Source organism: Cytobacillus sp. C11.1 (assembly GCF_058145115.1).
In genome coordinates this window covers 3,829,744-3,853,561 of sequence record NZ_CM176935.1, presented here as the reverse complement: position 1 = coordinate 3,853,561, position 23,818 = coordinate 3,829,744, and the positions used below count along the sequence as shown (strand labels likewise).

Genomic DNA, 23,818 nt, shown 5'->3' with positions numbered 1-23,818 from the left:
AGGTTGTTCCAGGAGAATCATATATAATGAAGAAAGATATAAGAGCCTATTTATAGGCTCTTATTATTTTTCCTGAAAATCTATCTATAGAAAAATTTTCCTGATATAATAGGAACGAACGTTCTCTTATGTTGGTTTCCTTATTTTGCAGAAGTACTTCAATTTTTGTTTTGCTATAATGGTAACATTGTATATATTGAATCATGGTAGGAAAAGAGGGTGATTGATATGAAATTTATCCATACTGCGGATTGGCATTTAGGTAAACTGGTTCATGGGGTATACATGACAGAAGATCAGCGCCATTTTTTAAATCAATTTATTGAAGTGGTTGAAGAAGAAAAGCCGGATGCGGTTGTTATCTCTGGAGATTTATATGACCGGTCTGTACCTCCAACTGATGCTGTTGAATTATTAAATGAAATTCTTTTTAAAATAAATGTAGAACTTAAAACGCCAGTAGTAGCAATTGGCGGAAATCATGACAGCGCCGAAAGGCTTTCCTTTGGCAGTTCGTGGTACAGACAGAGCCAATTCTATTTATCAGGAAAGCTGGTAAATGATTTTAGGCCAATACATATAAAGGGTGTTAACTTTTATCTTGTACCTTATGCAGAACCAGGGATGGTCAGGCATTTGCTTGATGACGACAGAGTCCATTCACATGATGATGCCATGAAGGCGATTGTCGGGAAAATTGAAGAATCTCTGAATCCAAATGAACCCAATGTTTTAGTTGGGCATGCCTTTGTACTTGGAGGGGCGACGAGCGATTCGGAGAGGACTCTTTCTGTCGGTGGTTCAGGCTGTGTTCATTCTAATTGCTTCGATCCTTTTTCGTATACAGCACTTGGGCATTTGCATAGCCCGGATGCCATCAAACATGACAGAATCCGTTATTCTGGCTCACTTTTAAAGTATTCTTTTTCTGAGGCGAAACAGGAAAAGTCGATCTCCATTATTGAAATGAAAGAAAATGGTGATTTTGATCTTCGTACCCGATCCTTACAGCCTAAAAAAGATTTAAGAGAAATCGAAGGCCATCTAGATGAGCTGATGGATCCATCATTCTATGAAAAACAGAATCTGGATGACTATCTAAAAATCACCCTTTTGGATGAAGGAGCTTTACTGGATCCGATCAATAAGCTTAGGCAGGTATATCCAAACGTACTTCACCTTGAACGGAAGATTTCTATTACAGATATGAAGAAAAAAAGCTCCTTCATTTCTATGAAGGAAGAGAAAAAGTCAGAGCTTGAGCTTTTCAAGCAATTTTACGAGCAGATGACTACTTCCGAATTTACAAATGATAAACAACAGGCAATGACTGATGTGATTGAAAAAGTGCTGAGGGAGGAGGCGCTGAAATGAGGCCATTAAAATTAAAGATGCAAGCGTTCGGCCCTTATGCAGACAGTGAGCACATTGACTTTACAGAGCTTGGAAACCGGACGATGTTTGTTATTTCGGGAAAGACTGGTTCCGGAAAAACGACCATATTTGATGGGATCAGCTATGCGATTTACGGAAAAGCAAGTGGTGAGGACCGCAGCGGGCCAGAACTTAGAAGCCAGTTTGCCAAAAATGAAACACTGACTGAAGTTTCTCTAGAATTTACATTAAGAAATAAAACATATTACATTACCAGATCGCCTCAGCAGGAAAAGAAAAAAGAACGTGGCGATGGGACAACCACAGTGAGTGCCAAAGCAGAACTCTACATTTATGATGAAAATGGAAGGCGGCAGCTTCTTGCGGCCAATGTCAGGGATGTCGATGAAAAAATAAAGGAAATCATGATTATTGACAGCAACCAATTCAGGCAAATCCTGATGATCCCTCAGGGTGAATTCAGGAAACTTCTTACCTCGGAGAGCAAGGAAAAGGAAGTAATCCTTCAGCGGCTATTTCACACTCAGATTTATAAGCGGATTGAAGAAAAGCTTAAAGAATATGCTTCTGAGTTAAAAAGAACAGTTGAAGATCAAGTAAAGCTTCGTGATCAGTTTTTACTACAGGTGCAGGCAGTTTTTAATGAGGAGCTTAAGGCATATTTGGAAGCTGGCAGTGTAAATGACACAATTTTGATGCCTCTTGTAAAGGCAGAAATTATGCATATGGCGGAAGGGTTAGAGGAATTAACCGATGCAGGCAAGAAGCAGAAAGAAAAAAGAGACTATCTGCAGCAAAAACTGTATGAAGCTGAAACCATAGTTAAACAGCTGAAGGCAAAAGAAGATTTGAAACGAAGGAAAGAAGAGCTGGAAGGGTTAAAAGAACAATTTACGGCGAAGGAAAGACTTATTTCCCTTGCCCAGAAAGCAGCTTTGCTTAGCCAGCAGGAGCAGCTTTGCCACGAAATAAAGAAGGATTTGGACGTTTCAAATGAGGAGCTTACTGCACTTAAGAAAAGCATTACATCTTTAGCCGGGCTGTTAGCGGAAAACGAAGAAAGATGGGAAGCTGAAAAGAAACGTGAAGATGCAAGAAAGCAAGCTGGGGAGAATGTTAACCGGCTGCAAAACATGAAAGAGGATATCCATTCTTATGCGGAAGTAGAAAAGCAAGTTCGTTTGCTTGAAGAAAAACTGGAAAATCTCCGTCTTCAAAAAAAGCATAAAGATGAAGCGTTTAAAGCCTCTGATCATAAAATTCAAGTATTGGCTGAGGAAAAACAGGATATTGAAAAGTGTCATTTTAAGCTTATGGAGAATGACCGGCGGCTGGAAAAAATGACTGAAGAAATAGAACGGCTTCATAAATATGAAGAACAGCAGGGCGAGTATATGCTAGCTCTCGAAGTATTCGAAAAAAAGAAAAGCTACTTTGAACAGGCAGCATCCAGACTGGAAGATGCCAGAAGGCTTGTTGAGGAGTTGGAGCGTAAATGGCTCCATGGACAAGCATCCATCTTGGCAAATCAGCTGCAAAATGGTGAAGCCTGTCCGGTTTGCGGCTCAGGTCATCATCCTAATCCGGCTGCATCGCAAACGGATATTCCTGATGAAAAAGATTTAAAGGCAGCAAAACGGCAGGCTGCCGAAATCGAAGCAGATAAAGCGAAAGCAGAGTCATCGTTCTATGAATCTCAATCAAACGTAAAATCTATTGAAAATGCTTTGGGTGAATTATTTAATCTCATGCAAAAACAGCAGCCAGAATTGGAAGAGGAAGAGCTGTCGGTTATTAAGGGTACTCTTCTTGCACAAAGAAAGGATCTCTTAAACATTCAGGATGATTTAAAGAAAAAGAGCGCAAGACTTGAAGCTTGCACCTTAGAATTGGAAAAATCTCATCAACATAAGGAAGTGCTGGCTGCAGAAATAGACCGGCTGCAAAGTCATATAAACGATACAGCTATTCTCCATGCTGAAAAGAAAGGCAACTTGACAAGGATGACTGAAACAATTCCGGAAAATCTTCGGTCCATTGAAGCTTACCAGGCCAATCTGAAAGCTGCTGTCGATAAACTGGAGACTTTTAATAAAAAACTGGAAATTGCGCAACAGAAATATCAGGATTCAAAGGCAGCTTATATGGCTGAACAGGCAAAAATGGAGACGATTGAAAAGCAAACTGTTAAGCTTGAGGAAAAGCTAACAGTCGAAAGACAGAACTTTGTTCAGCGAATGAAGGATCAAGGATTTGAAGTATATGGAGAATACCGAAATGCAAAAAAATCCGAACATGAGATTCGTACGCTGGAAGTAGATGTTCGGGAATATCGTGAAGAAGCACGGTCAGTAAATGACCGGTATTCGGAGCTTTTGCAGCTTTTAGAGGGTGTTGAAAAGCCAGATATAGTAAATCTGCAAGCATTTTTAAAGGAAACAGATGACCAGCTAAAACAGCTTCAGGATCAATATACAAATCTGTATATGAAAAAGAAGCACAATGAAGAAACGTTACAAAAAATAACAGAAATTAATGAAAAAATGAAATCCCTTGAAGAACGTTATAAAATGATGGGGCATTTATATGAAATTTCAAAAGGACAGAACACATACAGAGTTACTTTTGAGAGGTTTGTACTTGCTGCATTTCTGGACGATATACTCAGAGAAGCAAATGGGCGATTAACCCGGATGACAAGCGGCCGGTACCAATTGCTGAGAAAAACGGACCGTTCCAAGGGAAATGCGCAAAGCGGTCTTGAACTGCTTGTGTTCGATCAGTATACAGGCCAGGAAAGGCATGTCAAAACATTATCAGGGGGAGAAAGTTTTAAAGCAGCACTAGCTCTTGCGCTTGGCTTGGCTGATGTAGTCCAGCAGTATGCCGGAGGGGTTTCTCTTGAGACGATGTTCATTGATGAAGGATTTGGCACACTTGATCCTGAATCATTGGATCAGGCAATTGAGGCTTTAATAGATATTCAAAGCAGCGGCAGACTTGTTGGCATTATTTCCCATGTTCCGGAATTAAAGGAAAGAATCGACGCCCGCCTTGAAGTAACAGCGAGTCAGACAGGCAGCAGAACGGAGTTTCAATTTTTAAATTAGTTGAAAAGAGAAAGATAGCTAGCCCCTAATTGCAAATTTTGAAGGAAAGGAAGGTGATGAAAGTTGGTTAAGAGAGTAGCTTTATCGTGGAGCGGCGGCAAAGACAGCTGTTTAGCTTTAGAGGCTTTAGTAAAGCAGGGTGTTGAAGTCACATGTCTAATAACAACAGTTCCAGCAGAGATCGGCAGAACTTTTGGCCATGGAGAAAAGACTGAATTGATTACTCTCCAGGCTAATTCTTTATCTATACCTGTTGAATTCATTGCTTGTTCTTATGAAAATTACACCGAACGTTACGTTAGTGAATTAAAAAGATTAAAAGATAAATTTGAACTTACAGGCATTGCCTATGGTGACTTGTACTTGGACGGACATCGTGAATGGGGCGAAAAGGTAGCAGCGAAATCAGGAGTAAAAGCTGTTTATCCTCTTTGGATGGAGGCAAAAGATAGTATAGAGGCATTAGAAACTTTTGTGGAATCCGGTTATAAAGCCAAAGTAATTCGTGTTCGTGAGGATGTACTGGATTCTTCCTGGCTGGGCAGAGAACTTAATACTGCCTTTATGCGTGATATCCAAAATGAAGCTGCCTGCCCGATGGGTGAATCTGGAGAGTATCATACTTTTGTATACGACGGCCCATTGTTCTCACAAAAGATTCAACTAGCTTCTCCTAAATTAATACAGCTTGAAACCACCAAAAAGCTGGAATTTGAAGAATATAAACTTATCGCAAAATAAGAGATGATCTACCTGATACTTTTAATAGTTATTTATTTAGACATAACTGTCTAACATAAAAATAAAAGGGTTGTTTTCGTAGGTTTGTTGATAATTAGTAAAAATATTATACTGAGTTGATTGTAGCGAAGAGAACTTGACTCCTCATTAATGCACCCGCATGTCCTTCTTGCGGTGTTTATTCAGGATGTTATTCATGATTCTGCGGAAAGAGAGGGAAGTGAGAGACCCCAAAAGGAGAAAACGCCGAGGGGCTCACATACCTCCCCGCGGAAAGCAAGTGCAGGGAATCAACTGACACGATGAAAAGTTGAAAAACAACTATCCTTGCGAAAGAGCAAAATAAAAACACGTCTTAGACGAGAATGAGCAGGTAACAAAATGATTGAAATCAAAACATCTACGCTTAGTGACGGCGAACATAACAGAGGAGTATTTGCAACACGTGATATTAAAAAGGGAGAACTAATCCATGAAGCACCAGTCCTGCCTTACCCCAATGAAGAGCATCAGCATATAGAAAAAACCGCTCTTGCTGATTATGCCTTCGAATACGGAGCGAAACACAGTGCTATTCTTTTAGGGTATGGGATGCTTTTTAACCATTCCTATAAGCCAAATGCTGTTTATGATATTAATTTTGATAACCACACTTTTGACTTTTTTGCCTATAAGGATATAAAAGCGGGAGAAGAAATACTTATCAATTATAATGGCGAAGTTGATAATGACGATCCGCTTTGGTTTAATCAGTAAATAATTTTTATCCAGCGCAGTAATAAATATTTTTTATGATATTTGTTTTAAAAGAAGGAATATAGAAATACTTATCAAAATTAAAAGATAAGCCGTTCTGAAGGGGGAGAGTTATTATGTCCGGAGTATTTTCTCATGATTATAATACTTTCCCTTTTATTGCTTTTACAGCTTCTCATCTTTTAATGATTTTCTTATTTGTTGTCGTTTCTGGCATTATGTTTATATTTAGAGGTCGCCTTCGGCACATTGACGGCCAGGTCAGGAAGACAATGTTTTTCTTGCTTTTTACTATGGAACTCTTTTATCATATATGGCTTTACAAAGGCGGCTATTGGGATGTTTCCTTCGCTTTGCCGCTCCATCTCTGTTCGATTAGTCTAATTCTCTGTTTGATTTTATTAGCAACTAAATCTAAAGTGGTTTTCCAAATTGTTTATTTCATTGGCATTGTCGGTGCTCTAATGGCTATTCTAACTCCAGAGCTTTTTTTAGGCTTTCCTCACTTTCGTTATTTTCAATTTTTCATTACACATAATTTAATTATATGGACTTGCCTTTATTTTGTGTTTGTCCATCATTATAGGCCCACAGGTAAAGGGTTGCTCATGTCTATCCTATTTTTAAATATAAGTGCGGCTGTTGCTATCTTGGCAAACAAACTAACAGACGGTAACTATATGTTCCTTTCCTATAAACCGGATAATGCTACTTTATTAGATTATTTTGGTCCTTACCCTTTTTACATATTTTCACTTGAAGGGGCTGCGATATTGCTGTTTATTATGCTGCTGGTGCCGTTCAAATTGAAAGATAGAGAAATTGCAAGAAAGGAGAAATCCTCATGAATACTGCTAAAGTAGGGATAGATGCGGGCGGAACACTACTGAAGATGATTTATGAAGAAAGCGGACGCTTTCACTATAAGACCTATTCAATGGATGACTTGCAGAGTTCTATGAGTTGGCTGAAAGTGACTGCAGCTGGCGCATCCGTTGCATTGACAGGCGGCCAATCAGAATTTCTTAAAATGAATTACTTTCCGAATGCCATCACAGTTTCTGAATTTAAGGCAAACTGTGATGGCGCTGCTTTCTTGATGAAGCAGGAGGGGATAATGAAGGAAAAGTATTTGCTGATTAATATTGGAACCGGTACGTCCATTTATCTATGTAAGGCCAGAAAATATACCCGAATATTAGGGAGCGGTATCGGCGGAGGCACATTTTTGGGGCTTGGGAAACTCCTTACGGGTATAACCCACTTTTCAGATTTGGTTTCTTTTGCTAGAAATGGAGAAGCTGCGGCCGCTGATTTGCTGGTTAAAGATATCTACCACCCTTCCAAACCTCCAATAGACGGGAGCCTTACTGCAAGCAATTTTGGGAAAATCCGGATTAATGAAGATGTAAGTAATGAAGACAAAATAGCAAGCTTAACCAATATGATTGCAGAAACCATTGTACTTTTAAGCATGCAGGCAGCATCCCAGCATCGAATTAATGACATCGTTTATATTGGAAATACTCTCAAAAACAATCTGAAGCTTAATAGTCGCATAGAGTATTGCACCAACATGCTTGGCCTAAATCCAGTATTTGTTCAGAATGGGGAATACAGTGGTGCAGTAGGGGCTTTCTTGTCTTTATAACACCTGTTTATTGAAGGCTGTTTTCTAAAAGATTGTTGTTTTTGAATAGAACTATTAATAAAAAACATTGATAAAAAGGTTGGTTGATTGGAGCGTAAGGTGCGAGGTCCTCGAAAATGCATTCCCATTTCCTTCGTGCGGTGATTATTCGAGTATGCATATTCAGGGTCCCGCGGTTCGCTGAGTATCCTGGAGCGGAAATCAACCTCTCTTCACTACTTGTTTAAAAAAACAAAGTTTGCAATAGCAGGCTTGTTGAAAGATTCTTTTTTTCAGGATACAGTTAAAAAGAATGTAAATAGAAGTAGGTGGCAGATTTGAAGAAGAGATATTTTACTATAGGCATGGCAGGACATATCGACCATGGAAAAACAACTTTAACTAAAGCTTTAACAAATGTAGATACTGATAGGCTAAAAGAAGAAAAAGAACGGCAAATATCCATTGAACTCGGGTTTGCACCTTTATATGAAGATGAAGAAATTCAAATATCTGTAGTGGATGTACCCGGGCATGAACGCTTTATACGGCAGATGATCGCCGGTGTGGCGGGAATAGACTTAGTCGTACTAGTAGTAGCTGCTGATGAAGGGGTAATGCCGCAAACAAAAGAACACCTTGAGATTCTTGATTTTCTTGGGATCAGAAATGGGATTGTCGCTATTACGAAGATTGATCGAGTAGACGAAGAATTTATAGACCTTGTAAGAGAAGAAATAATCGAGGAACTTAAAGGAACAGTGTTTGAACGTGTTCCGTTTGTTTTAACAGATAGTTTGTCCCTTAATGGAATTGATGGGCTAAAGCAATTAATCGTACATACTTTGAAGGAACAGGACACCCGGGATGCCAATGGGGCTTTCCGTCTGCCGATTGATCAGGTATTCACTGTAAAGGGACAAGGAACGGTTGTAAGGGGAACAGTTTATGAAGGGCGGATTGAAGAAGGACAGCCTCTTAAAATACTGCCAAAAGGACTTGAGGTAAGGGCTCGGCAGCTCCAGGTGCACCATCAGGCTGCAAATGCCGCCTTTGCAGGGCAAAGGGCTGCAATTAACCTTTCGGGGGTATCTAAGGAAGACATTGAGCGTGGTGAGGTGCTTGTTTCTTCTGAACATTTTAGCGTAACGAAAACCATTGATGTTGCTGTTAGAATGGTTGAAGATCTTGAACATATAATAAAACAGCGAATGCCCATTAAATGCCATATCGGGACATCTGAAGTAATGGGCAGAATCGTATTTTTCGATCGTAATGAATTAAACGATAGTGATGGGGAAATTCTCTGCCAGCTGCGATTGGACGAGGAGATTGTAACCAAAAGGGGAGACCGGTTTATTTTGAGAAGGCCAAGTCCCCAGGAGACAATCGGAGGCGGCTGGGTCATTGATCCCAATGGCGAGAAATATCGTTTCGGGTTAGATACCATAGAAGAATTAAGCAAGAAAAAAGAGGGAAGCCCTAAAGATAGAATTATGGCTGCGTTAAGGGAAGGTAAGAGTCTGTCGCTTTTCGAAATAATGACAAGAACTTCCCTAGATGAAGTGACAGTAAAAGAAGTACTTACAGATGCAGACTTCCTTAGTATAAACAGCAAAGAATTTACACTCTCTGCTTTAAAAGAATCCATTGAGGAAGAAATATATGACCGTTTGCATGAGTTTCACCATGAACACCCGATGAAGCATGGGTTAAATAAAGCAGAATTACTGCAAGTTATGCAGAAAGCCTATCCGAAAATGCTTGTTGAATTTGTGATTAGCCTTGGAATCGAAGGTAGTATTTACAGAAGAAAAGGGCAATACTTGCAAAATGCTGACTTCCAGCCGCACATCCCACAAAACTGGAAAAAACGCAGTGAGAATCTTTTGGCTGATTTGAAAAAGGATGGTTTAAAAGTAAAGCATTTTGATGACTATTACCTTACTGCTGGGATTCCAGAAGTTCTAAAAGGTGATTTTAAGCGTTTTTTAGAAGAGCAGGGAACAATCGTGCCACTTGATGGCCAATTCTATTGGCATGGGGATCATTTCAGGGAAGCAGTGGATATACTAAAAAAAGATACAAGTACAGAATTTGATGTTGGAGATGCGAAGAAAGTCCTGGGACTTTCCAGAAAATATATGATTCCTTTTTTAGAGAGGCTCGACTCCATGGGATATACAAACAGAATCGAAAACAAAAGAGTTTGGAGAAAAACAGATCGTTAATGTAAAGCTGGTCCTTAGACCGGCTTTTTTATTTATATTATTTATAAAAAGTAGGATAAACAGCTATAGTTTGAAATCCTTTTTTGTTTTTTGGGGGTATTTTCTAGTAAAAAGTCTATTAAAAACATTCTAATAATTTAGGGTGGATTTCACTTGTTTTTCCATGAATAGTTCAGATTTCTAATATTTTCTAGTAAAAAGTAACTATATTAAATTGGTTGGTTTAGGTTTTAGAGGGAGGTTAAGGAGTAGGATGATAGTTTTTCCATCCACTCCAATATTTTCAGGTAGGATTATACTAGATTTATTACTAATATTAGGTTGTCAAAGAAATTTAAGGAGTGTACAACTTGAAAAAACAACTACTTACAATGGCTGCGACAGCTGGTTTATTGTTTACAACGTTCAATGGTGAAGCAAGTGCTCATGAAAATAGATATAAAGTTCAGTCAGGCGATACATTGTGGAGAATTTCCATTAATAATAGTTTGTCAGTGGAAGAATTAAAGAAATGGAATAATATTTCTGGTTCAACTATTTATACGGGACAGTCTTTATCTTTGTTGGCACCGCACAGTCATGAGGCTTCAACTGATACATCAAGCAGTGGAGCAGTCAGCTATACAGTGAAATCAGGCGATACTTTATGGGAAATTGCAAGAACATATGGCCTTTCCGTCAGCACTCTTAAGAGTTTGAACGGACTAAGCAGCGCTACTATTTATCCAGGCCAAAAGCTTAAGGTAAAAGGCACATCTCAAAGTGTTTCTTCACCTGCAGCAACGGCTTCTGCAGGAAGCAGCAGGGTCTATACAATCCAAAGAGGCGACACTCTTTCAGGAATTGCATCTCGCCATAACTTATCGGTTTCACAATTAAAGGGAATGAATAATCTTTCTTCTGATCTTATTTATGCAGGTCAAAAGCTAAAGGTTTCAGGTGCAGCTGTAAGTCAGACAACAGAAACAAAAGTAGCGGCTCAGACTGCATCACAGGTTGACGAGCTTATAGCGGAAGCTAAGAAATATATGGGTGTCCCATACGTATGGGCAGGAAGCACTCCGTCAGGATTTGATTGCAGTGGCTACCTAAACTATGTATATAGCAATGTGGGAATCTCGATTCCTCGTACAGTAGCATCCATTTGGAGCGCTACGAGGTCAGTTTCATCACCAAGACCAGGGGATCTTGTCTTCTTTGAAACGTATAAAGCAGGTCCATCCCATGCCGGAATTTATCTTGGAAATAACAAGTTTATCCATGCAGGTTCTTCACGAGGTGTAGAAATCAGTGATATGAATAATACCTACTGGAAGCCACGCTATTTGGGTGCAAGAACAACTTTCTAATCTATTACCAAATTTTTTATGTATCAAACATAGAAATGCAAAAAGGTAACCAACGTCTAGACCGGCGTTGGTTACCTTTTTTTAGTTTCTTGAATCATTAAAAGTTTTGGAGAGGGCTTCTTTGGCATCTCCCCATTTTTCTTTGGCTTCGCCCTTCATTTTGTCCATATTGCCTTCAGCTTCTTTTGATTCATTATTTGTAAATTTACCGTATTGCTTTTTCAGTTCGCCTTTTAGTTGGTCTGCATTCCCATTTGTTTGGTCACGATTCATATAAGATTCCTCCTTCATTATCTATTGCTTTTTATTTACCCATAGCACGACTATTAAAACAAAATAAACAATTATAAATATTTCCTCAAAAAAAATTTTTCTTACTGCCGCAACAATGAAAGCGTTTCCGTTAATTATTTGAGTATAAAACGCTTATTGACAATTCTTTTGTATAGATATAATATTTTCACTATCAACTTAATAGCTAACTTATCAAGAGTGACTGAGGGATCAGGCCCTATGACGTCCGGCAACCTCCAATTCGGAACGGTGCCACTTCCTGCAGAATGATTTCATTCTGAAAGATAAGTCGTAATAGATACGCGATGCCTCTTTCCGAATGGAAAGAGGTTTTTTATTTAAAAAAGGGGAGAATGAACGGGGGGATCTGCATGATAGAAATAAAGGATCTGGTAAAAGTATATGAAACAAAAAAAGGGAGAGTAACAGGTGTTGACCATGTGTCACTTACAGTGGATAAAGGAGAAATTTTCGGAATTGTAGGATACAGCGGTGCGGGTAAAAGCTCGTTGATCAGATGTTTAAATTTGCTGGAAACGCCGTCTTCAGGGGAAATAAAAATTGATGGACTATCTTTAACCTCATTAGGAAAAAAAGAGCTGCGCCAGGCGCGATTAAAAATAGGTATGATTTTTCAGCATTTTCACCTGGTTAGTTCGAAAACAGTCTATGAAAATATAGCTTTTGCTTTAAAAGCAGCACACAAGACGAAGAGTGAAATAGATGCAAGAGTGAAAGAATTGCTCGATATGGTGGGTTTAACGGATAAGAGGGATGTCTATCCTTCACAGTTAAGCGGAGGTCAAAAACAAAGGGTTGGAATTGCCCGGGCATTGGCTAACAATCCATCCGTCCTCCTATGCGATGAGGCAACATCTGCGTTGGACCCGAGCACAACGAAATCGATCCTGTCGCTTTTGAAGAAAATTAATAAAGAGCTTGGCTTAACCATTGTATTAATCACCCATGAGATGGAGGTTGTTAAAGACATTTGTGATCGGATGGCCGTCATGCAGGATGGAAAAGTTATCGAGGAAGGAAAAGTGTACGATCTTTTCTCAAATCCTCAGCAGCCGCTGACAAAAGATTTTATTAACAGTATCCTTCAATTTGATTTGCCGGAAAAGCTTTTAAAGGAACGAAAAGGAAAGATTATTAAAATATATTTCCAGGGCAGTATCGCAGAGGAATCCGTCATCTCAGATGTGTTTCAGCAATTTAAAGTTAAAGGCAATATCCTTCACGGGAAAATTGAGTATATACAGGAAACTCCGCTTGGAATCTTTGTAATGGAACTGACAGGTGCTCCGCTCGAGATTGAACGTGCCATCCATTATATAACTGAACGAACAAGAAATCTGGAGGTGATCCGCGATGCAGCTTGATAGTTTAATAAGCATATTGCCTGAACTCAATAAAGCTTTTTTTGAAACAGTCTATATGGTTGGCATTTCAATAGTAGTAGCCATTTTTGTGGGGATGCCGACTGGCGTGCTGCTATTTGTAACAGATAAAGGGCTATTCCTGGAAAATACCGCTTTTAAGAATATAGTTGGCTTTATCGTAAATATGGTAAGATCCATTCCCTTTATTATATTGCTCATTGCGCTTTTGCCTTTAGCCAATTTGATTACTGGAACAACGATTGGGCCGACTGCAGCATCTGTTTCACTTTCAGTAGCGGCCATTCCATTTTTCGCAAGAATGGTTGAGCAGTCTTTACGGGAGATCGATAAAGGTGTAATTGAAGCAGCTGTAGCTGTGGGAGCATCACCGTGGATGATTATAAGGGACGTCCTTGTCCCTGAAGCAAAACCTGGAATTGTCCAGGGAATTACAATCACAGTCATTAGCCTTGTCGCATATTCAGCGATGGCCGGCATTGTCGGCGGCGGTGGTGTGGGTGACCTGGCCATCCGTTTTGGATATTACCGATATGATAATACAGTTATGTTTACAACCGTTATTATTCTAATTTGCCTGGTCCAAATATTCCAATTTGCTGGAGACCGGATTGCAAGATTAGTTGATAAAAGATAGAAAAAAAGTGGGGGCGGTGAAATATCGGCGATAGCCTGAAACCTCCACTAAATGAATCGCACCTATAGACGATCGTCTAAAAAACACAACAGGGGGAAAATGGAAATGAAAAAAATTGGATTACTATTCATGCTTGTACTCTCATTGGGCTTATTGGCAGCATGCGGCAGCAAAGAATCATCTTCAGAAGCAGCCAGCGATAAAAAGGAAGTTACCATCGGGGCTACATCAGGACCGTATAGTGACATGGTTAGCAAGGCAATTAAACCAGTACTTGAAGATAAAGGTTATACAGTGAAAGTAGTTGAATTCAGTGATTATATTCAGCCAAACCTGGCCCTTTCAAAAGGAGATCTGGATGCAAACCTATTCCAGCATAAAGTGTACATGGAAAACTTCGCAAAAGAACATAACATCGAGTTATCAGAGGTAGTTGTGGTTCCAACCGCGCCGATGGGAATCTATTCTAAAAAGTTTGATTCACTCGAAGAAATTGAAGACGGAGCAGCGATTGCCATTCCAAACGATCCAACAAATGCAGCACGCGCTTTCTTGATTCTCGAGGAATCAGGGCTAATTACATTAAATCCTGATGCAGATCCGCTTACTGTTTCTGAGAAAGATGTAGAAAACAATGTAAAAAACCTGCAATTTAAACCGATCGAAGCTGCCCAGCTCCCTCGTGCGGTAGATAGTGTTGACCTGTCAGCTGTTCCAGGGAACTTTGCCTTAGCTGCAAAAATGGATCTGCTTGATGCACTGCAACTTGAAAACATGCCAGATCAATATCGCAATCGTGTGGTCATTGATACGAAAAATGAAGATGCCCAATTTGCTAAAGACCTAAAAGAGTCTGTTGAGTCAGCAGAATTTGAAAAAGTCATTGATGAACAGTTCAAAGGCTTTGGTAAACCAGAATGGATGGAGAATCAATAATAATATTAATGAAGAAATGCGCCGGTTCATGCCGGCGTATTTTTATATTTTCTTTTAGGTTATTAAAGTTATAATTCTTGGTTGTTGATGAAATAAAAGCTATGACGGAAAACAGCTCGAAACAGCTTATAAACTTTTTTAACCAGAAAGATAGGTGATAGAAACGATGGTCTTTGGCGCAAAACAGCTTGAAGCGATGCATAAATGGTCAGAACCGACACGAAAAGTGGGTCGTACCAGTCCGAAACCCTACAAGTGAACTTAACCAAGAATCTTGTTAAAATAAGAATGTTATTTGTTTTAAGATCCAGCAAAGAAAGGACACAAAACTTTGTTTTATAAACAGCTAGGGAGCTTTATTCTGTTTTTATTAGTAATTACAACAGTCGGACTTATTTTCTATCAATATATACAGCAAGCAGAAGATCCATATTTAAAAGATGTGCCGCCCCCGACTGCCTTGCATCCTTTGGTTGCAGATAAGAAGGATGAGCTGATTGCTAAGGCTGCGGATAATGGCATCAATGTGGTGATCACCCAGGATTTTAGAAGTATCCAAGAACAGGACGCACTTTATGAAAAGGGGCGTTCAGAAGAAGGCAGCATCGTTACGCATGCAAAGGGCGGCGAGTCGTACCATAACTTTGGGCTGGCCATTGATTTTGCGTTGCTGACTGTTGATGGTCAGGTGATTTGGGACATGCAATATGATGGGAATGGGAATTCAAAAGCAGATTGGATGGAGGTTGTCGGGATTGCCAAGGACCTCGGTTTTGAATGGGGAGGGGACTGGAAGCATTTTAAGGATAATCCTCATTTGCAAATAGATTTCGGCCTTTCCATCTGGGAGCTGCAAAGAGGGAAGAGACCGCCAAAAATAGAAAAAACGCCATAAAGATAAACTGCACCCCAATAGTTAGACACATCTAACAATTGGAGGTGCAGTTTTTTTTAGAATAGCATTATAGTACCATCTCTGATTGTACATAGTGGTACAGCAATTTGGCTGTATTTTCAATTGAATCTTCATGTGTACGCTCGAAAGCATGGGAAGAGTCAATTCCGGGTCCAATCAATCCGTGTACAATATCATGTCCAGCTCGGATGGCAGCTGATGCATCTGAACCGTAGAAAGGATAGATATCGAGTTTGTAGCCAATTTGATGGTCTTGTGCCAGCTGAACAAGCCGCTTTCTTAATTCATAGTGGTATGGGCCGCTAGCGTCTTTTACACATATGGAAACCGTATATTCATCTGTGGATTGGCCATCACCCATAGCACCCATATCGACTGCCAAATACTCTACCGTTTCAGGCGTGATATTTGAGTTGCCGCCGTAGCCGATTTCTTCATTATTAGAAATAAGGAAGTGTGTTGTATATGGCAGCTCCAGGTTTTCCGACTTTAGCTGTTTAATAAGCTGGAGAAGGATGGCGACACTGGCTTTGTCATCAAGGTGACGGGATTTAATAAATCCAGAAGGTGTCGTTTGCACACGAGGATCGAAGGAAACAAAGTCCCCGACCTCAATGCCAAGAGCCCGGGCATCCTCTGCATTATGAACCTTTTCATCGATGCGGACTTCCATATTATCCTGATTTCTTTCTGCCTTTCCGGCATCCTTGTATACATGGACTGAGGTCTGGTGCATAAGGATTGTGCCAGTTAGTTTTTTGCCGGAGGACGTTTCAATTTCACAATATTCGCCTTCAATAGAGTTGTACTTGAAACCGCCTATCAAATCAATTTTAAGTCGTCCGCTCGGTTTAATTTCTTTTACGATTGCACCAAGTGTATCGACATGTGCTGTAAGCATCCGATGATTGGCATCATCTTTGCCCGGCATAGTTGCAATCAGACCGCCTTTCCGATTTCTGTTGGTTTTGACATTCAGCTCATTTAAAAACTTTTCCACATATGTAATTACTTCATTCGTATTTCCGGAAGGACTGGGTATAGAAACAATTTCTTTTAATAAATTTATTGTTTCTTTTGTGCTTGGGTATGCCATGATAAAACTCCTCTCAAAATATTTCCACATTTCCTATTATACTGTTTAAATTATAAAGAATCATTTAACTGCGTAAAAAAAAGAGCTGCAGATCTGGCAGCCCTAAGAAAACAGCAGACTATTCCTCCGATAAAAAGCTTTCTCTTGTTCTTAATTTATAGAATCTCTTGAAGTCTTTGACCAGCACCTTAATTACTGAATATAAAGGTATAGCTATGAGAATACCGATGAAGCCATACAGGGATCCTGCCACTAGCAGCAAAATAATAACAGTTAAAGGATGCAGGTTCAGCCGATGACCCATTACATAAGGAGATACCAGGTTTCCTTCCAGCTGCTGTACAACAACAAGTACTCCCAAGATTTTAAGGACCATTGATGGGCTTTGCATCATACCGACAAAAATGGCAGGGATGACTCCCAAAATGGGCCCGAGAAAGGGAACGACTGTCAAAAACATCGCAAAAATGGCCAGGATTAAAGCGTAATCAAGACCAATTATCAGGAAACCAATGTACATAAGAGTCCCATCAACAACCGCGATAATAAACTGTCCAAGAACATAAGAAAATAAGGTTTTATCGACATCGGTAAGAATTTTGTTTCCTTCATGCTCGTGTTTATCCGGCAAATATTTTAAAAGGAAGGGCCTAAGCTTATGATCATCCTTTAAAAAGTAAAATAATATAAAAGGTACAACGACGAGTACTGTAGCGATGCTGGTAATCGTACTGAAGATATTCATTATATTTTCGCCTGCGCCTGATAAAATTGATTTAAAATAGGAAACCGCTTTGTTCTCAAGATTATTGTATGAGAACATTCCCATATTGTTTTCTTCAACCACTTCTTCTGTTTCTTTGGATACATCCTTCACTTTTTCAGGCAGATTCCCGGTTAATTCGGTAATTTGATTGCCTATCAAGGATCCTGCAAAACTGCTCCCTAAGTATATCAATCCAGCTACCACTGCAAAAACCAGTAGTATACTTGCTGTTTTTGGAATGATATTGGAAGCAAGCCTAACAAGCGGTCTTAAAATATAATAGAAGAGACCAGCAATTAGGATAGGAAAAAAGATAGTGGCAATCAATGCACGAATTGGCCACAGGAAGTAATCAATTTTTCCTAACAGAAAAATGATGGTTAAAACTAAAATAATGCCTGTTGCATATTTAAAAAATGGTTTGTTAATCCACATTCAGATACCCCAACCTTACTATACGTATTTAATATTCACCTTTCCTTTTTTTTATCAATGTTAAACACATGGCTGGTTTTGGTGGTCTTTGTTTAATAAGCCATAAAAGAAGGAATAGACAAACATTAGCAATTAAACAGGTGAGTGTAAAATGGAAGAATTGAATGGGTCTATATTATTTATAAAAAATGTAACTATACAGGAAGCTTCACTATTTCTCTCCTTTACTGCCATAATTTTGGCTGCAAAATGGATGATAAACATCGTATTGAATAAGACGGGGGAAAAGAAGTCAGTCCAGAACGAGCGCATCCTGCAAGGAGTTGCCTCATTGGTAAATTGGGCTGCTTTTTATGGGATTATTATTCTCTTTCTGTTTTATTTTTCAAGAGAGAGGTGGCTTTCTTACATTTTGTTCACAGCAGGTGAAGTAGAAGTTACGCTCAAATTACTCATCGTAGCCTTCTTAACTGTTTCGCTTGCTCATCGGTTAGTTATGGTATTAACCAAATATGTGTTAACCTCTGTTTATGAATTTTACGGTGTAGACAGGGGACTGGGGTACTCATTTAACCGTATGGTCTATTATACGGTAATGATTGCGGCTCTTGGGATAAGCTTGACGACTGTAGGGCTGGATTTAAGCGCTGCAGCTGCTATATTAGGCGTTCTTGGTATTGGTATTGGTTTCGGTATGAGGAATGTCGCCGGTAACTTTATATCAGGCATTATTATTTTGTTCGAAAGGCCGGTTGAAATCGGAGAAATGATTGAAATCAACAATAAGATAGGAAAAGTTGAGAGTATTCGTTTAAGGTCGACAATTATTCGGACAGCAAAAGAAGGGACGCTGATCGTTCCCAATCAATATTTTATTGAACAAATTATTAAAAACCGAACGGGATCGGAAATGATGGCTCAGGTATTAATAAGTATTGCCTATGGAACGGATACAGAAAAAGTGGAAGGACTGCTCCACGAAGTAGTAGAACGGGAAATTTCTAATGCAGAAGGTGTTTTGCTGAAACCAGCGCCAGATATTCGTTTTGTAGATTTTCGGAATAAAGCCATGGATTTTCTTATCGAAGTCCCTGTTGCCCATTTTGAAGCAAAGCAAAAGTTTGAGAGCCGTTTGCGGCATGGGATTGCGGAGACTTTTTTTGTGAATGGAATTGAACTCGCTTCACCTCAAGGGTTCTCTGCGGAATAAAAGCCAGGCTGCACGGACTTTGTGTGCTGCCTGGCTTTTTTTATATGCTATTTTCCTTAGACATTTGCAAAATAACGGCTTGAAGATTGCTCATTACTTGTATATTTGCAAAACTTACCCCTAATTGAACCACAGATTGGGCAATTTCGGGCCTTAGACCTGTTAGAATGGTTTTCACGCCAATCAGATTTAATGCCTTTACGACCTGGAAGATTTCATGTCCTACCATTGTATCGATAATTGCAACGCCGGACATATCAATAATCAGCGTATTAACCTTTAGCTCTGCGCATTTTTGCAATGACTTTTCAATCAAAACCTTTGAACGGTATGTATCGAGCTCACCAATCAATGGCAAAATTGCTACATCCTTGGTTAGTGCAATAACAGGTACGGAAAGTTCCTGAATTGCTTCTTTTGCTAAATCCAAAGAGCGTTTATGGTCATTTACGTAGGAAGAGCTAAACATGGAAGCTGCGTTATCTAATATAGGGTCAATAATATCTGATATCTCGATTAGCTCTATCGGATCAACAGAATAAGTTTTTACATATTCTTTAATCACTTTCCAAGTTAGAGAACGGTAAACGCTAATCGTATTTAAGGCTTTATCCAACGGAAGCTGGCTTTCAACTGCACTTTCACCGGTCACCTTAGCCCACTCAGCGACTTTTTCTGCAACTGTTTCGGAACTCCTCGCCATAATTGCTTCTCCCAAGAAACCAATGAGCCGTGACCTCCATTCATTTACTGCATCTAAATCACGCTGTGAAGCTTTTAAGCGCTTAACATAACATGCCTCTAAAAGCTCATTGAATTGTTTCGTAATCTCAAACTTTTGATTTAGTACTTCTTGCCCGATGTCTTTTAAAGATTGCAAAATATAATCCTCCATGAGTTTTTGAATCATTATAACATTGGGCAGAACGGTTAAAAAGCAATGTGACTTTGCGCTGAGTAAGAAAGGCAAAGAGGAAAGGGAAAAGCATCGGCATTTACCGATGCTTCATTAAATATAGTCTTATCTTCCGAGCAATGCCTTTACGCCAAGATAAAGAATGGCTAGACCGAAAACAAGCATGGCCAGGCCGCCGACAATAGTGAAGAAACTAGTAATACCTGAAGTAATGACTGCAGTAACAGGTACCATTGTCAAACCATAACCAGCCAGCATACAAGCTAAATATAATAATGCCAATTGATACATTATTGATCCCTCCTTCACTAATAATTTATGAGGAGGGATCAATCTTGCTTGGTCAAATAACCCAAATTTTCAGAATAAATAATAAACAGTTCTTTAGTAGGATTTATCAAATCCTAGCCGACCATTGGTTATTTCTGCATTTCTTGTATGGCAATAATTTTTAAAGCAGTGAGTTCTTCTTCTGTTAATCTATTAGTCAAAAGAGAGTATATTTCCTTTTGCTCTTCAGGGGTCAGCCCGTCTTTTACTTTTGAAGCTACCTGGCGAATTTCCTTTACTGAGAAGTCTTGAGAAATCTTTTTAACAGCTTCTTCTTTTGTAGTGATTGGCAAAGAGGTCTTATCTAAATCCAAAGTAGAAATTGCCTTTGAATGATTTTTAATTAACTCTTTCACGGAAGGATCCTTCGAAAGCATCTCAATATCACCTTCTGTAATGCTGCCAGCCACTTCAGTCATTACTTTGTCAGAAATCATCTCCATAGAAGCAAAATAGGCTAGAACACCGAGGAATAAAACAGCACATACAGACATCGTCCAAAGTATAATTTTTTTCAACATTTGTTCGCTATTGCCCTAATTTGAACAATACTGCTCACACTCCTTTTTACGTTCTACTCTATTAAAGTGTAAATCGTCATTTCCGCATTTTGCAAATATTATCTCGTATAGAACGTATGTGCTATAATAAGGTCATGATTTAATATAAGGAGCTGAATCAATGCAAGATAAAGTGAAACTATCTGTTAGGTCGCTAGTTGAATATGTCTATAGAAGCGGCAGCATTGAAACAGGCTTTCGCTCGGCAGTGTCCCTTTCTGAGGGAACCAGGGTACATCAGCGCATTCAGAAACGATATGGAGAAGACGACCAAAAGGAAGTGCATCTTTTAGCCGCTCTTTTTTATAGAAATCTGGAATTTATTTTGGAGGGCCGCTGTGACGGACTTCTCCTCAGAAACAATGAACGAATTATAGATGAAATTAAGTCTGTTTCCCGACCAATAATTGATATAAACGAGGATACATATCCTGTACATTGGGCTCAGGCCAAGTGCTATGCATTTATGTATGCCAGGGATCATCATTTAAAAAAGATGACCGTCCAATTGACTTATGTTCAGAGTGATACAAATGAAGAGAAGAGATTTAGGCAGAGTTTTTCATTTGAAAAACTAGAACAATTTATACAGGAACTATTGAAATCCTACTCTCCTTACGCGGAAATGAGGATGCTGCACAAAAAGAATATGATGAAAAGCATCCAAGATTTAAGCTTTCCTTTTCCTAACTATCGCGAAGGGCAAAGGAAATTTGCGGGTGCTGTCTATAAAACGATAGCAGAAGGAAAAAGCTTGTATGCCAACGCTCCTACAGGAATCGGAAAAACCATTTCGGCTCTTTTTCCAGCTATAAAAGCAATTGGGGAAGGAGAAATCCAGCGAATCTATTATTTAACTGCAAAAACAATCACACGCCAAGCTGCTGAAGAAGCTATAAAATTGTTGAAACAAAGCGGATTGAATCATAAAACGCTAACTATTACCGCTAAGGACAAAATATGCTTTAAGGAAGAAACCAATTGCCAAAAGGAGTACTGTGAATTTGCCAATGGATATTATGATCGGATCAATGGTGCTATTCTCGACCTTCTGGCAAATGAAAACCTGATAGATAGAAAAACAGTTGAAAAATATGCGCTTAAGCACAGAGTATGTCCCTTTGAATTCTCATTGGATGCTGCTAATGCGGGAGACTTCATTATTTGTGATTATAATTATATTTTCGATCCAAGAGTCTCTCTTAAACGCTTTATTGAAGAGGAAAAAAAGAAAACCGTTCTTTTAATAGATGAAGCTCATAACCTAGTCAACCGTGCAAGGGAAATGTATTCATCATCATTGGATAAGTCTTCCTTTTTGCAATTGAGCAGGAGCTTTAAAGGGAGAGACGAGAATATTCAGCAAAGTGCTAAACGGGCGAATCAAGCATTTATTGCGCTGAAAAAAAAGACCGGTGATCACCAGGTCATCGTAGAGAAGGATTATCCAGATGAGCTCCTTCAAGAGCTCCAAGTATTTTCAGCATGTGCTGAAAGATATCTTACCCGGAACAAGTATGAAGCCGAAGATGAATTACTGGATACATACTTTGCCGTCCAAAGCTTTATCCGGATCAGCCAGCTTTATGATGAAAGGTTTATAACCTATATGCAAAAACAGCGAAATGATTTCCGGATCAAATTGTTCTGCCTGGATCCTTCACACCTATTGAACCAGGCAAGAAAAGGATTTAAGTCGACTATCTTTTTTTCGGCTACATTAAAGCCGTTTAACTTTTTTAAGGACGTGCTTGGGTTTATAGAGGATGATTATACCTTATCTATTCCGTCTCCTTTCTCCATAGAACAGACAGAGGTATACATTCAACCTCTGTCAACAAGGTTTCGTGATCGTGGTGAGTCTATTGAACCCATTGTTAATACTATTAAGAAGATGCTTAAAGAGAATACAGGCAATTACTTAATTTTCTTTCCATCCTATCAGTATATGGAGGAGGTTTTTCGCCGGTTTCTGGATGAAGATTTGCCCTTTAGGACAATCATACAAAGGACAGGTATGGATGAGGAGGAAAGGGAAGCCTTCCTTGCAGCATTTGTACCAAATGCAGAAAAAACACTACTGGGATTCGCGGTTATGGGCGGAATTTTTTCAGAAGGAGTTGATCTCCAGGGGGACAGGCTAAATGGTGTGTTTGTGGTTGGGGTTGGTTTGCCTCAAATTGGTTTAGAACATGATTTGATGAAAAAATATTTTCACCAGCAAAAAAAGAATGGGTATGATTATGCGTACACTTATCCTGGAATGAATAAGGTTCTGCAGGCTGGAGGCAGGCTTATTCGTTCTGAAACTGATTCAGGAATCATTGTCTTAATAGATGACCGGTATTTGCATACTAAGTATCAGGAGCTGCTGCCGCAAGAGTGGAAAGATTTTAAGGTGTTAAAAAGATAAAAACAGCCTGGGGATCAGAACCAGGCTGTTTTTTCTATTCAGTAATAATCGGCTTTTTAGGTGCCTGCATTTTTTCAAGCATCTTTTCAAATCTCGGATAAAAGAATTGCACAACCAATCCAAGTGTCAGTGTTACCACAATAGTTCCAACGCCAATAGCTCCTCTAAATAAAAAAGCAAGCAGGAGGGCGAAACTTTCACTGATAATCCGGGAGTTTCTTAAATTTAATCCAAACCGGGTGTGAATGGCTACCATCAGTGTATCCATTGGGCTTGCAGGGAATTTTGCCTGCAAATAGATGGCAACACCGACTCCCATTCCAAGTATGCCTAATAATAAGGCAAAGGATTGTCCTGCCAATGTTGCCGGAGATAAATCCTTAAAGATAATCAGCAGCCAAAAGTCGATAAGAGCCCCAATAATAAGGATTGAAATCGCAGCAAGCACCTCTGGCTTTTTCTTCATTAAAAAAGCATTGAGAAAGATCAGCACAATTCCATTTATAAAAACAAAGGTTCCAACCGTTAAGTTGAAGATTTGAGATTCACCGACAGCTAATGCATCCCATGCGGAAGCACCAAGATTCGACTTAATGATTAGGGCAACTCCCATCGTAAGAATTAGAAGCCCAATTGTAAAAAATAAAAAACGCTCTTTCATCATGATTCTCCAATCATTTGTAATTAATTTTAG

Annotated in this window: 21 protein-coding genes and 1 riboswitch; of the genes, 14 read left to right on the top strand and 7 right to left on the bottom strand. The window is 39.3% G+C overall.

Annotated elements, in window-relative coordinates:
• The first annotated feature begins 228 nt into the window (after positions 1-228).
• The 8 genes from AC3ZVC_RS19170 (at position 229) to AC3ZVC_RS19135 (ending at position 11,212) form a co-directional block, all read left to right on the top strand.
• Entirely contained in the window at positions 229-1,374 is a 1,146-nt protein-coding gene (locus AC3ZVC_RS19170) for an exonuclease SbcCD subunit D (RefSeq protein WP_490064779.1), read from the top strand.
• Positions 1,371-4,505: an AAA family ATPase gene (locus AC3ZVC_RS19165; protein ID WP_490064778.1), complete on the top strand. Its 3,135-nt coding sequence runs from the start codon at positions 1,371-1,373 to the stop codon at positions 4,503-4,505. The genes AC3ZVC_RS19170 and AC3ZVC_RS19165 overlap by 4 nt, the downstream gene beginning before the upstream one ends.
• Positions 4,506-4,568: 63 nt before the next feature.
• Positions 4,569-5,246 (top strand): Dph6-related ATP pyrophosphatase, encoded by a 678-nt coding sequence (locus tag AC3ZVC_RS19160; RefSeq protein WP_490064777.1) that lies wholly within the window; start codon positions 4,569-4,571, stop codon positions 5,244-5,246.
• 381 nt (positions 5,247-5,627) lie between these two features.
• Positions 5,628-6,002, top strand: a complete 375-nt coding sequence (locus AC3ZVC_RS19155; RefSeq protein ID WP_110066814.1) for an SET domain-containing protein — start codon at positions 5,628-5,630, stop codon at positions 6,000-6,002.
• A gap of 116 nt (positions 6,003-6,118) precedes the next feature.
• Positions 6,119-6,850, top strand: coding sequence for a YwaF family protein (locus tag AC3ZVC_RS19150; protein ID WP_490064776.1), 732 nt, complete (start codon positions 6,119-6,121; stop codon positions 6,848-6,850).
• Entirely contained in the window at positions 6,847-7,653 is an 807-nt protein-coding gene (coaW, locus tag AC3ZVC_RS19145; protein ID WP_490064775.1) for a type II pantothenate kinase, read from the top strand. Before AC3ZVC_RS19150 ends, coaW begins: the two co-directional genes overlap by 4 nt.
• A gap of 344 nt (positions 7,654-7,997) precedes the next feature.
• Positions 7,998-9,863, top strand: coding sequence for a selenocysteine-specific translation elongation factor (gene selB / locus AC3ZVC_RS19140; RefSeq protein ID WP_490068966.1), 1,866 nt, complete (start codon positions 7,998-8,000; stop codon positions 9,861-9,863).
• 350 nt (positions 9,864-10,213) lie between these two features.
• Positions 10,214-11,212: a C40 family peptidase gene (locus tag AC3ZVC_RS19135; RefSeq protein ID WP_490064774.1), complete on the top strand. Its 999-nt coding sequence runs from the start codon at positions 10,214-10,216 to the stop codon at positions 11,210-11,212.
• A gap of 81 nt (positions 11,213-11,293) precedes the next feature.
• Here the strand turns inward: AC3ZVC_RS19135 and AC3ZVC_RS19130 are convergent, their stop codons facing one another.
• Complete coding sequence (locus AC3ZVC_RS19130) at positions 11,294-11,485, bottom strand: CsbD family protein (protein ID WP_490064773.1); 192 nt, start codon at positions 11,483-11,485, stop codon at positions 11,294-11,296.
• A gap of 207 nt (positions 11,486-11,692) precedes the next feature.
• Positions 11,693-11,797: riboswitch (SAM riboswitch) on the top strand.
• A gap of 80 nt (positions 11,798-11,877) precedes the next feature.
• Between AC3ZVC_RS19130 and AC3ZVC_RS19125 the strand changes: the two genes are divergently transcribed.
• The 4 genes from AC3ZVC_RS19125 (at position 11,878) to AC3ZVC_RS19110 (ending at position 15,377) form a co-directional block, all read left to right on the top strand.
• Positions 11,878-12,891 carry a methionine ABC transporter ATP-binding protein gene (locus AC3ZVC_RS19125; RefSeq protein ID WP_490064772.1) on the top strand — a complete coding sequence of 338 codons (1,014 nt, stop codon included), beginning with the start codon at positions 11,878-11,880 and terminating at the stop codon, positions 12,889-12,891.
• On the top strand, positions 12,881-13,546 hold the full coding sequence (locus AC3ZVC_RS19120) for a methionine ABC transporter permease (RefSeq protein WP_490064771.1): 666 nt from the start codon (positions 12,881-12,883) through the stop codon (positions 13,544-13,546). Before AC3ZVC_RS19125 ends, AC3ZVC_RS19120 begins: the two co-directional genes overlap by 11 nt.
• Before the next feature lie 105 nt (positions 13,547-13,651).
• Positions 13,652-14,482 carry a MetQ/NlpA family ABC transporter substrate-binding protein gene (locus AC3ZVC_RS19115; protein WP_490064770.1) on the top strand — a complete coding sequence of 277 codons (831 nt, stop codon included), beginning with the start codon at positions 13,652-13,654 and terminating at the stop codon, positions 14,480-14,482.
• Between the two features lie 331 nt (positions 14,483-14,813).
• Positions 14,814-15,377 (top strand): M15 family metallopeptidase, encoded by a 564-nt coding sequence (locus tag AC3ZVC_RS19110; RefSeq protein WP_490064769.1) that lies wholly within the window; start codon positions 14,814-14,816, stop codon positions 15,375-15,377.
• Positions 15,378-15,444: 67 nt separating this feature from the next.
• Here the strand turns inward: AC3ZVC_RS19110 and AC3ZVC_RS19105 are convergent, their stop codons facing one another.
• On the bottom strand, positions 15,445-16,494 hold the full coding sequence (locus tag AC3ZVC_RS19105) for a M42 family metallopeptidase (protein ID WP_490064768.1): 1,050 nt from the start codon (positions 16,492-16,494) through the stop codon (positions 15,445-15,447).
• Positions 16,495-16,612: 118 nt separating this feature from the next.
• Positions 16,613-17,695, bottom strand: a complete 1,083-nt coding sequence (locus tag AC3ZVC_RS19100) for an AI-2E family transporter (RefSeq protein WP_490064767.1) — start codon at positions 17,693-17,695, stop codon at positions 16,613-16,615.
• A 151-nt stretch (positions 17,696-17,846) separates the two neighbouring features.
• On the opposite strand from AC3ZVC_RS19100, the gene AC3ZVC_RS19095 reads away from it, so the two are divergent.
• Positions 17,847-18,905, top strand: coding sequence for a mechanosensitive ion channel family protein (locus AC3ZVC_RS19095; RefSeq protein WP_490064766.1), 1,059 nt, complete (start codon positions 17,847-17,849; stop codon positions 18,903-18,905).
• 40 nt (positions 18,906-18,945) lie between these two features.
• Here the strand turns inward: AC3ZVC_RS19095 and AC3ZVC_RS19090 are convergent, their stop codons facing one another.
• The 3 genes from AC3ZVC_RS19090 to AC3ZVC_RS19080 all read right to left on the bottom strand — a co-directional run bounded on the left by AC3ZVC_RS19090 (position 18,946) and on the right by AC3ZVC_RS19080 (position 20,672).
• The gene (locus AC3ZVC_RS19090) at positions 18,946-19,785 is read right to left on the bottom strand and encodes an STAS domain-containing protein (RefSeq protein ID WP_490064765.1); all 840 of its coding nucleotides are present in this window, start codon (positions 19,783-19,785) and stop codon (positions 18,946-18,948) included.
• A gap of 141 nt (positions 19,786-19,926) precedes the next feature.
• Positions 19,927-20,112, bottom strand: coding sequence for a hypothetical protein (locus tag AC3ZVC_RS19085; protein ID WP_110066801.1), 186 nt, complete (start codon positions 20,110-20,112; stop codon positions 19,927-19,929).
• 128 nt (positions 20,113-20,240) lie between these two features.
• On the bottom strand, positions 20,241-20,672 hold the full coding sequence (locus AC3ZVC_RS19080) for a hypothetical protein (protein ID WP_490064763.1): 432 nt from the start codon (positions 20,670-20,672) through the stop codon (positions 20,241-20,243).
• Between the two features lie 160 nt (positions 20,673-20,832).
• On the opposite strand from AC3ZVC_RS19080, the gene AC3ZVC_RS19075 reads away from it, so the two are divergent.
• On the top strand, positions 20,833-23,124 hold the full coding sequence (locus AC3ZVC_RS19075; protein ID WP_490064762.1) for an ATP-dependent DNA helicase: 2,292 nt from the start codon (positions 20,833-20,835) through the stop codon (positions 23,122-23,124).
• Between the two features lie 34 nt (positions 23,125-23,158).
• Here the strand turns inward: AC3ZVC_RS19075 and AC3ZVC_RS19070 are convergent, their stop codons facing one another.
• On the bottom strand, positions 23,159-23,785 hold the full coding sequence (locus AC3ZVC_RS19070; RefSeq protein WP_490064761.1) for a YczE/YyaS/YitT family protein: 627 nt from the start codon (positions 23,783-23,785) through the stop codon (positions 23,159-23,161).
• Positions 23,786-23,818 lie beyond the last annotated feature (33 nt).

What these genes read in the sequence shown, in the direction of transcription:
- AC3ZVC_RS19170 (WP_490064779.1), top strand. Translation starts at nt 229, where the DNA reads ATGAAATTTATCCATACTGCGGATTGGCATTTAGGTAAACTGGTTCAT.
- AC3ZVC_RS19165 (WP_490064778.1), top strand. Translation starts at nt 1,371, where the DNA reads ATGAGGCCATTAAAATTAAAGATGCAAGCGTTCGGCCCTTATGCAGAC.
- AC3ZVC_RS19155 (WP_110066814.1), top strand. Translation starts at nt 5,628, where the DNA reads ATGATTGAAATCAAAACATCTACGCTTAGTGACGGCGAACATAACAGA.
- AC3ZVC_RS19150 (WP_490064776.1), top strand. Translation starts at nt 6,119, where the DNA reads ATGTCCGGAGTATTTTCTCATGATTATAATACTTTCCCTTTTATTGCT.
- coaW (WP_490064775.1), top strand. Translation starts at nt 6,847, where the DNA reads ATGAATACTGCTAAAGTAGGGATAGATGCGGGCGGAACACTACTGAAG.
- selB (WP_490068966.1), top strand. Translation starts at nt 7,998, where the DNA reads ATGGCAGGACATATCGACCATGGAAAAACAACTTTAACTAAAGCTTTA.
- AC3ZVC_RS19130 (WP_490064773.1), bottom strand. Translation starts at nt 11,485, where the DNA reads ATGAATCGTGACCAAACAAATGGGAATGCAGACCAACTAAAAGGCGAA.
- AC3ZVC_RS19125 (WP_490064772.1), top strand. Translation starts at nt 11,878, where the DNA reads ATGATAGAAATAAAGGATCTGGTAAAAGTATATGAAACAAAAAAAGGG.
- AC3ZVC_RS19120 (WP_490064771.1), top strand. Translation starts at nt 12,881, where the DNA reads ATGCAGCTTGATAGTTTAATAAGCATATTGCCTGAACTCAATAAAGCT.
- AC3ZVC_RS19115 (WP_490064770.1), top strand. Translation starts at nt 13,652, where the DNA reads ATGAAAAAAATTGGATTACTATTCATGCTTGTACTCTCATTGGGCTTA.
- AC3ZVC_RS19105 (WP_490064768.1), bottom strand. Translation starts at nt 16,494, where the DNA reads ATGGCATACCCAAGCACAAAAGAAACAATAAATTTATTAAAAGAAATT.
- AC3ZVC_RS19100 (WP_490064767.1), bottom strand. Translation starts at nt 17,695, where the DNA reads ATGTGGATTAACAAACCATTTTTTAAATATGCAACAGGCATTATTTTA.
- AC3ZVC_RS19095 (WP_490064766.1), top strand. Translation starts at nt 17,847, where the DNA reads ATGGAAGAATTGAATGGGTCTATATTATTTATAAAAAATGTAACTATA.
- AC3ZVC_RS19085 (WP_110066801.1), bottom strand. Translation starts at nt 20,112, where the DNA reads ATGTATCAATTGGCATTATTATATTTAGCTTGTATGCTGGCTGGTTAT.
- AC3ZVC_RS19080 (WP_490064763.1), bottom strand. Translation starts at nt 20,672, where the DNA reads ATGTTGAAAAAAATTATACTTTGGACGATGTCTGTATGTGCTGTTTTA.
- AC3ZVC_RS19075 (WP_490064762.1), top strand. Translation starts at nt 20,833, where the DNA reads ATGCAAGATAAAGTGAAACTATCTGTTAGGTCGCTAGTTGAATATGTC.
- AC3ZVC_RS19070 (WP_490064761.1), bottom strand. Translation starts at nt 23,785, where the DNA reads ATGAAAGAGCGTTTTTTATTTTTTACAATTGGGCTTCTAATTCTTACG.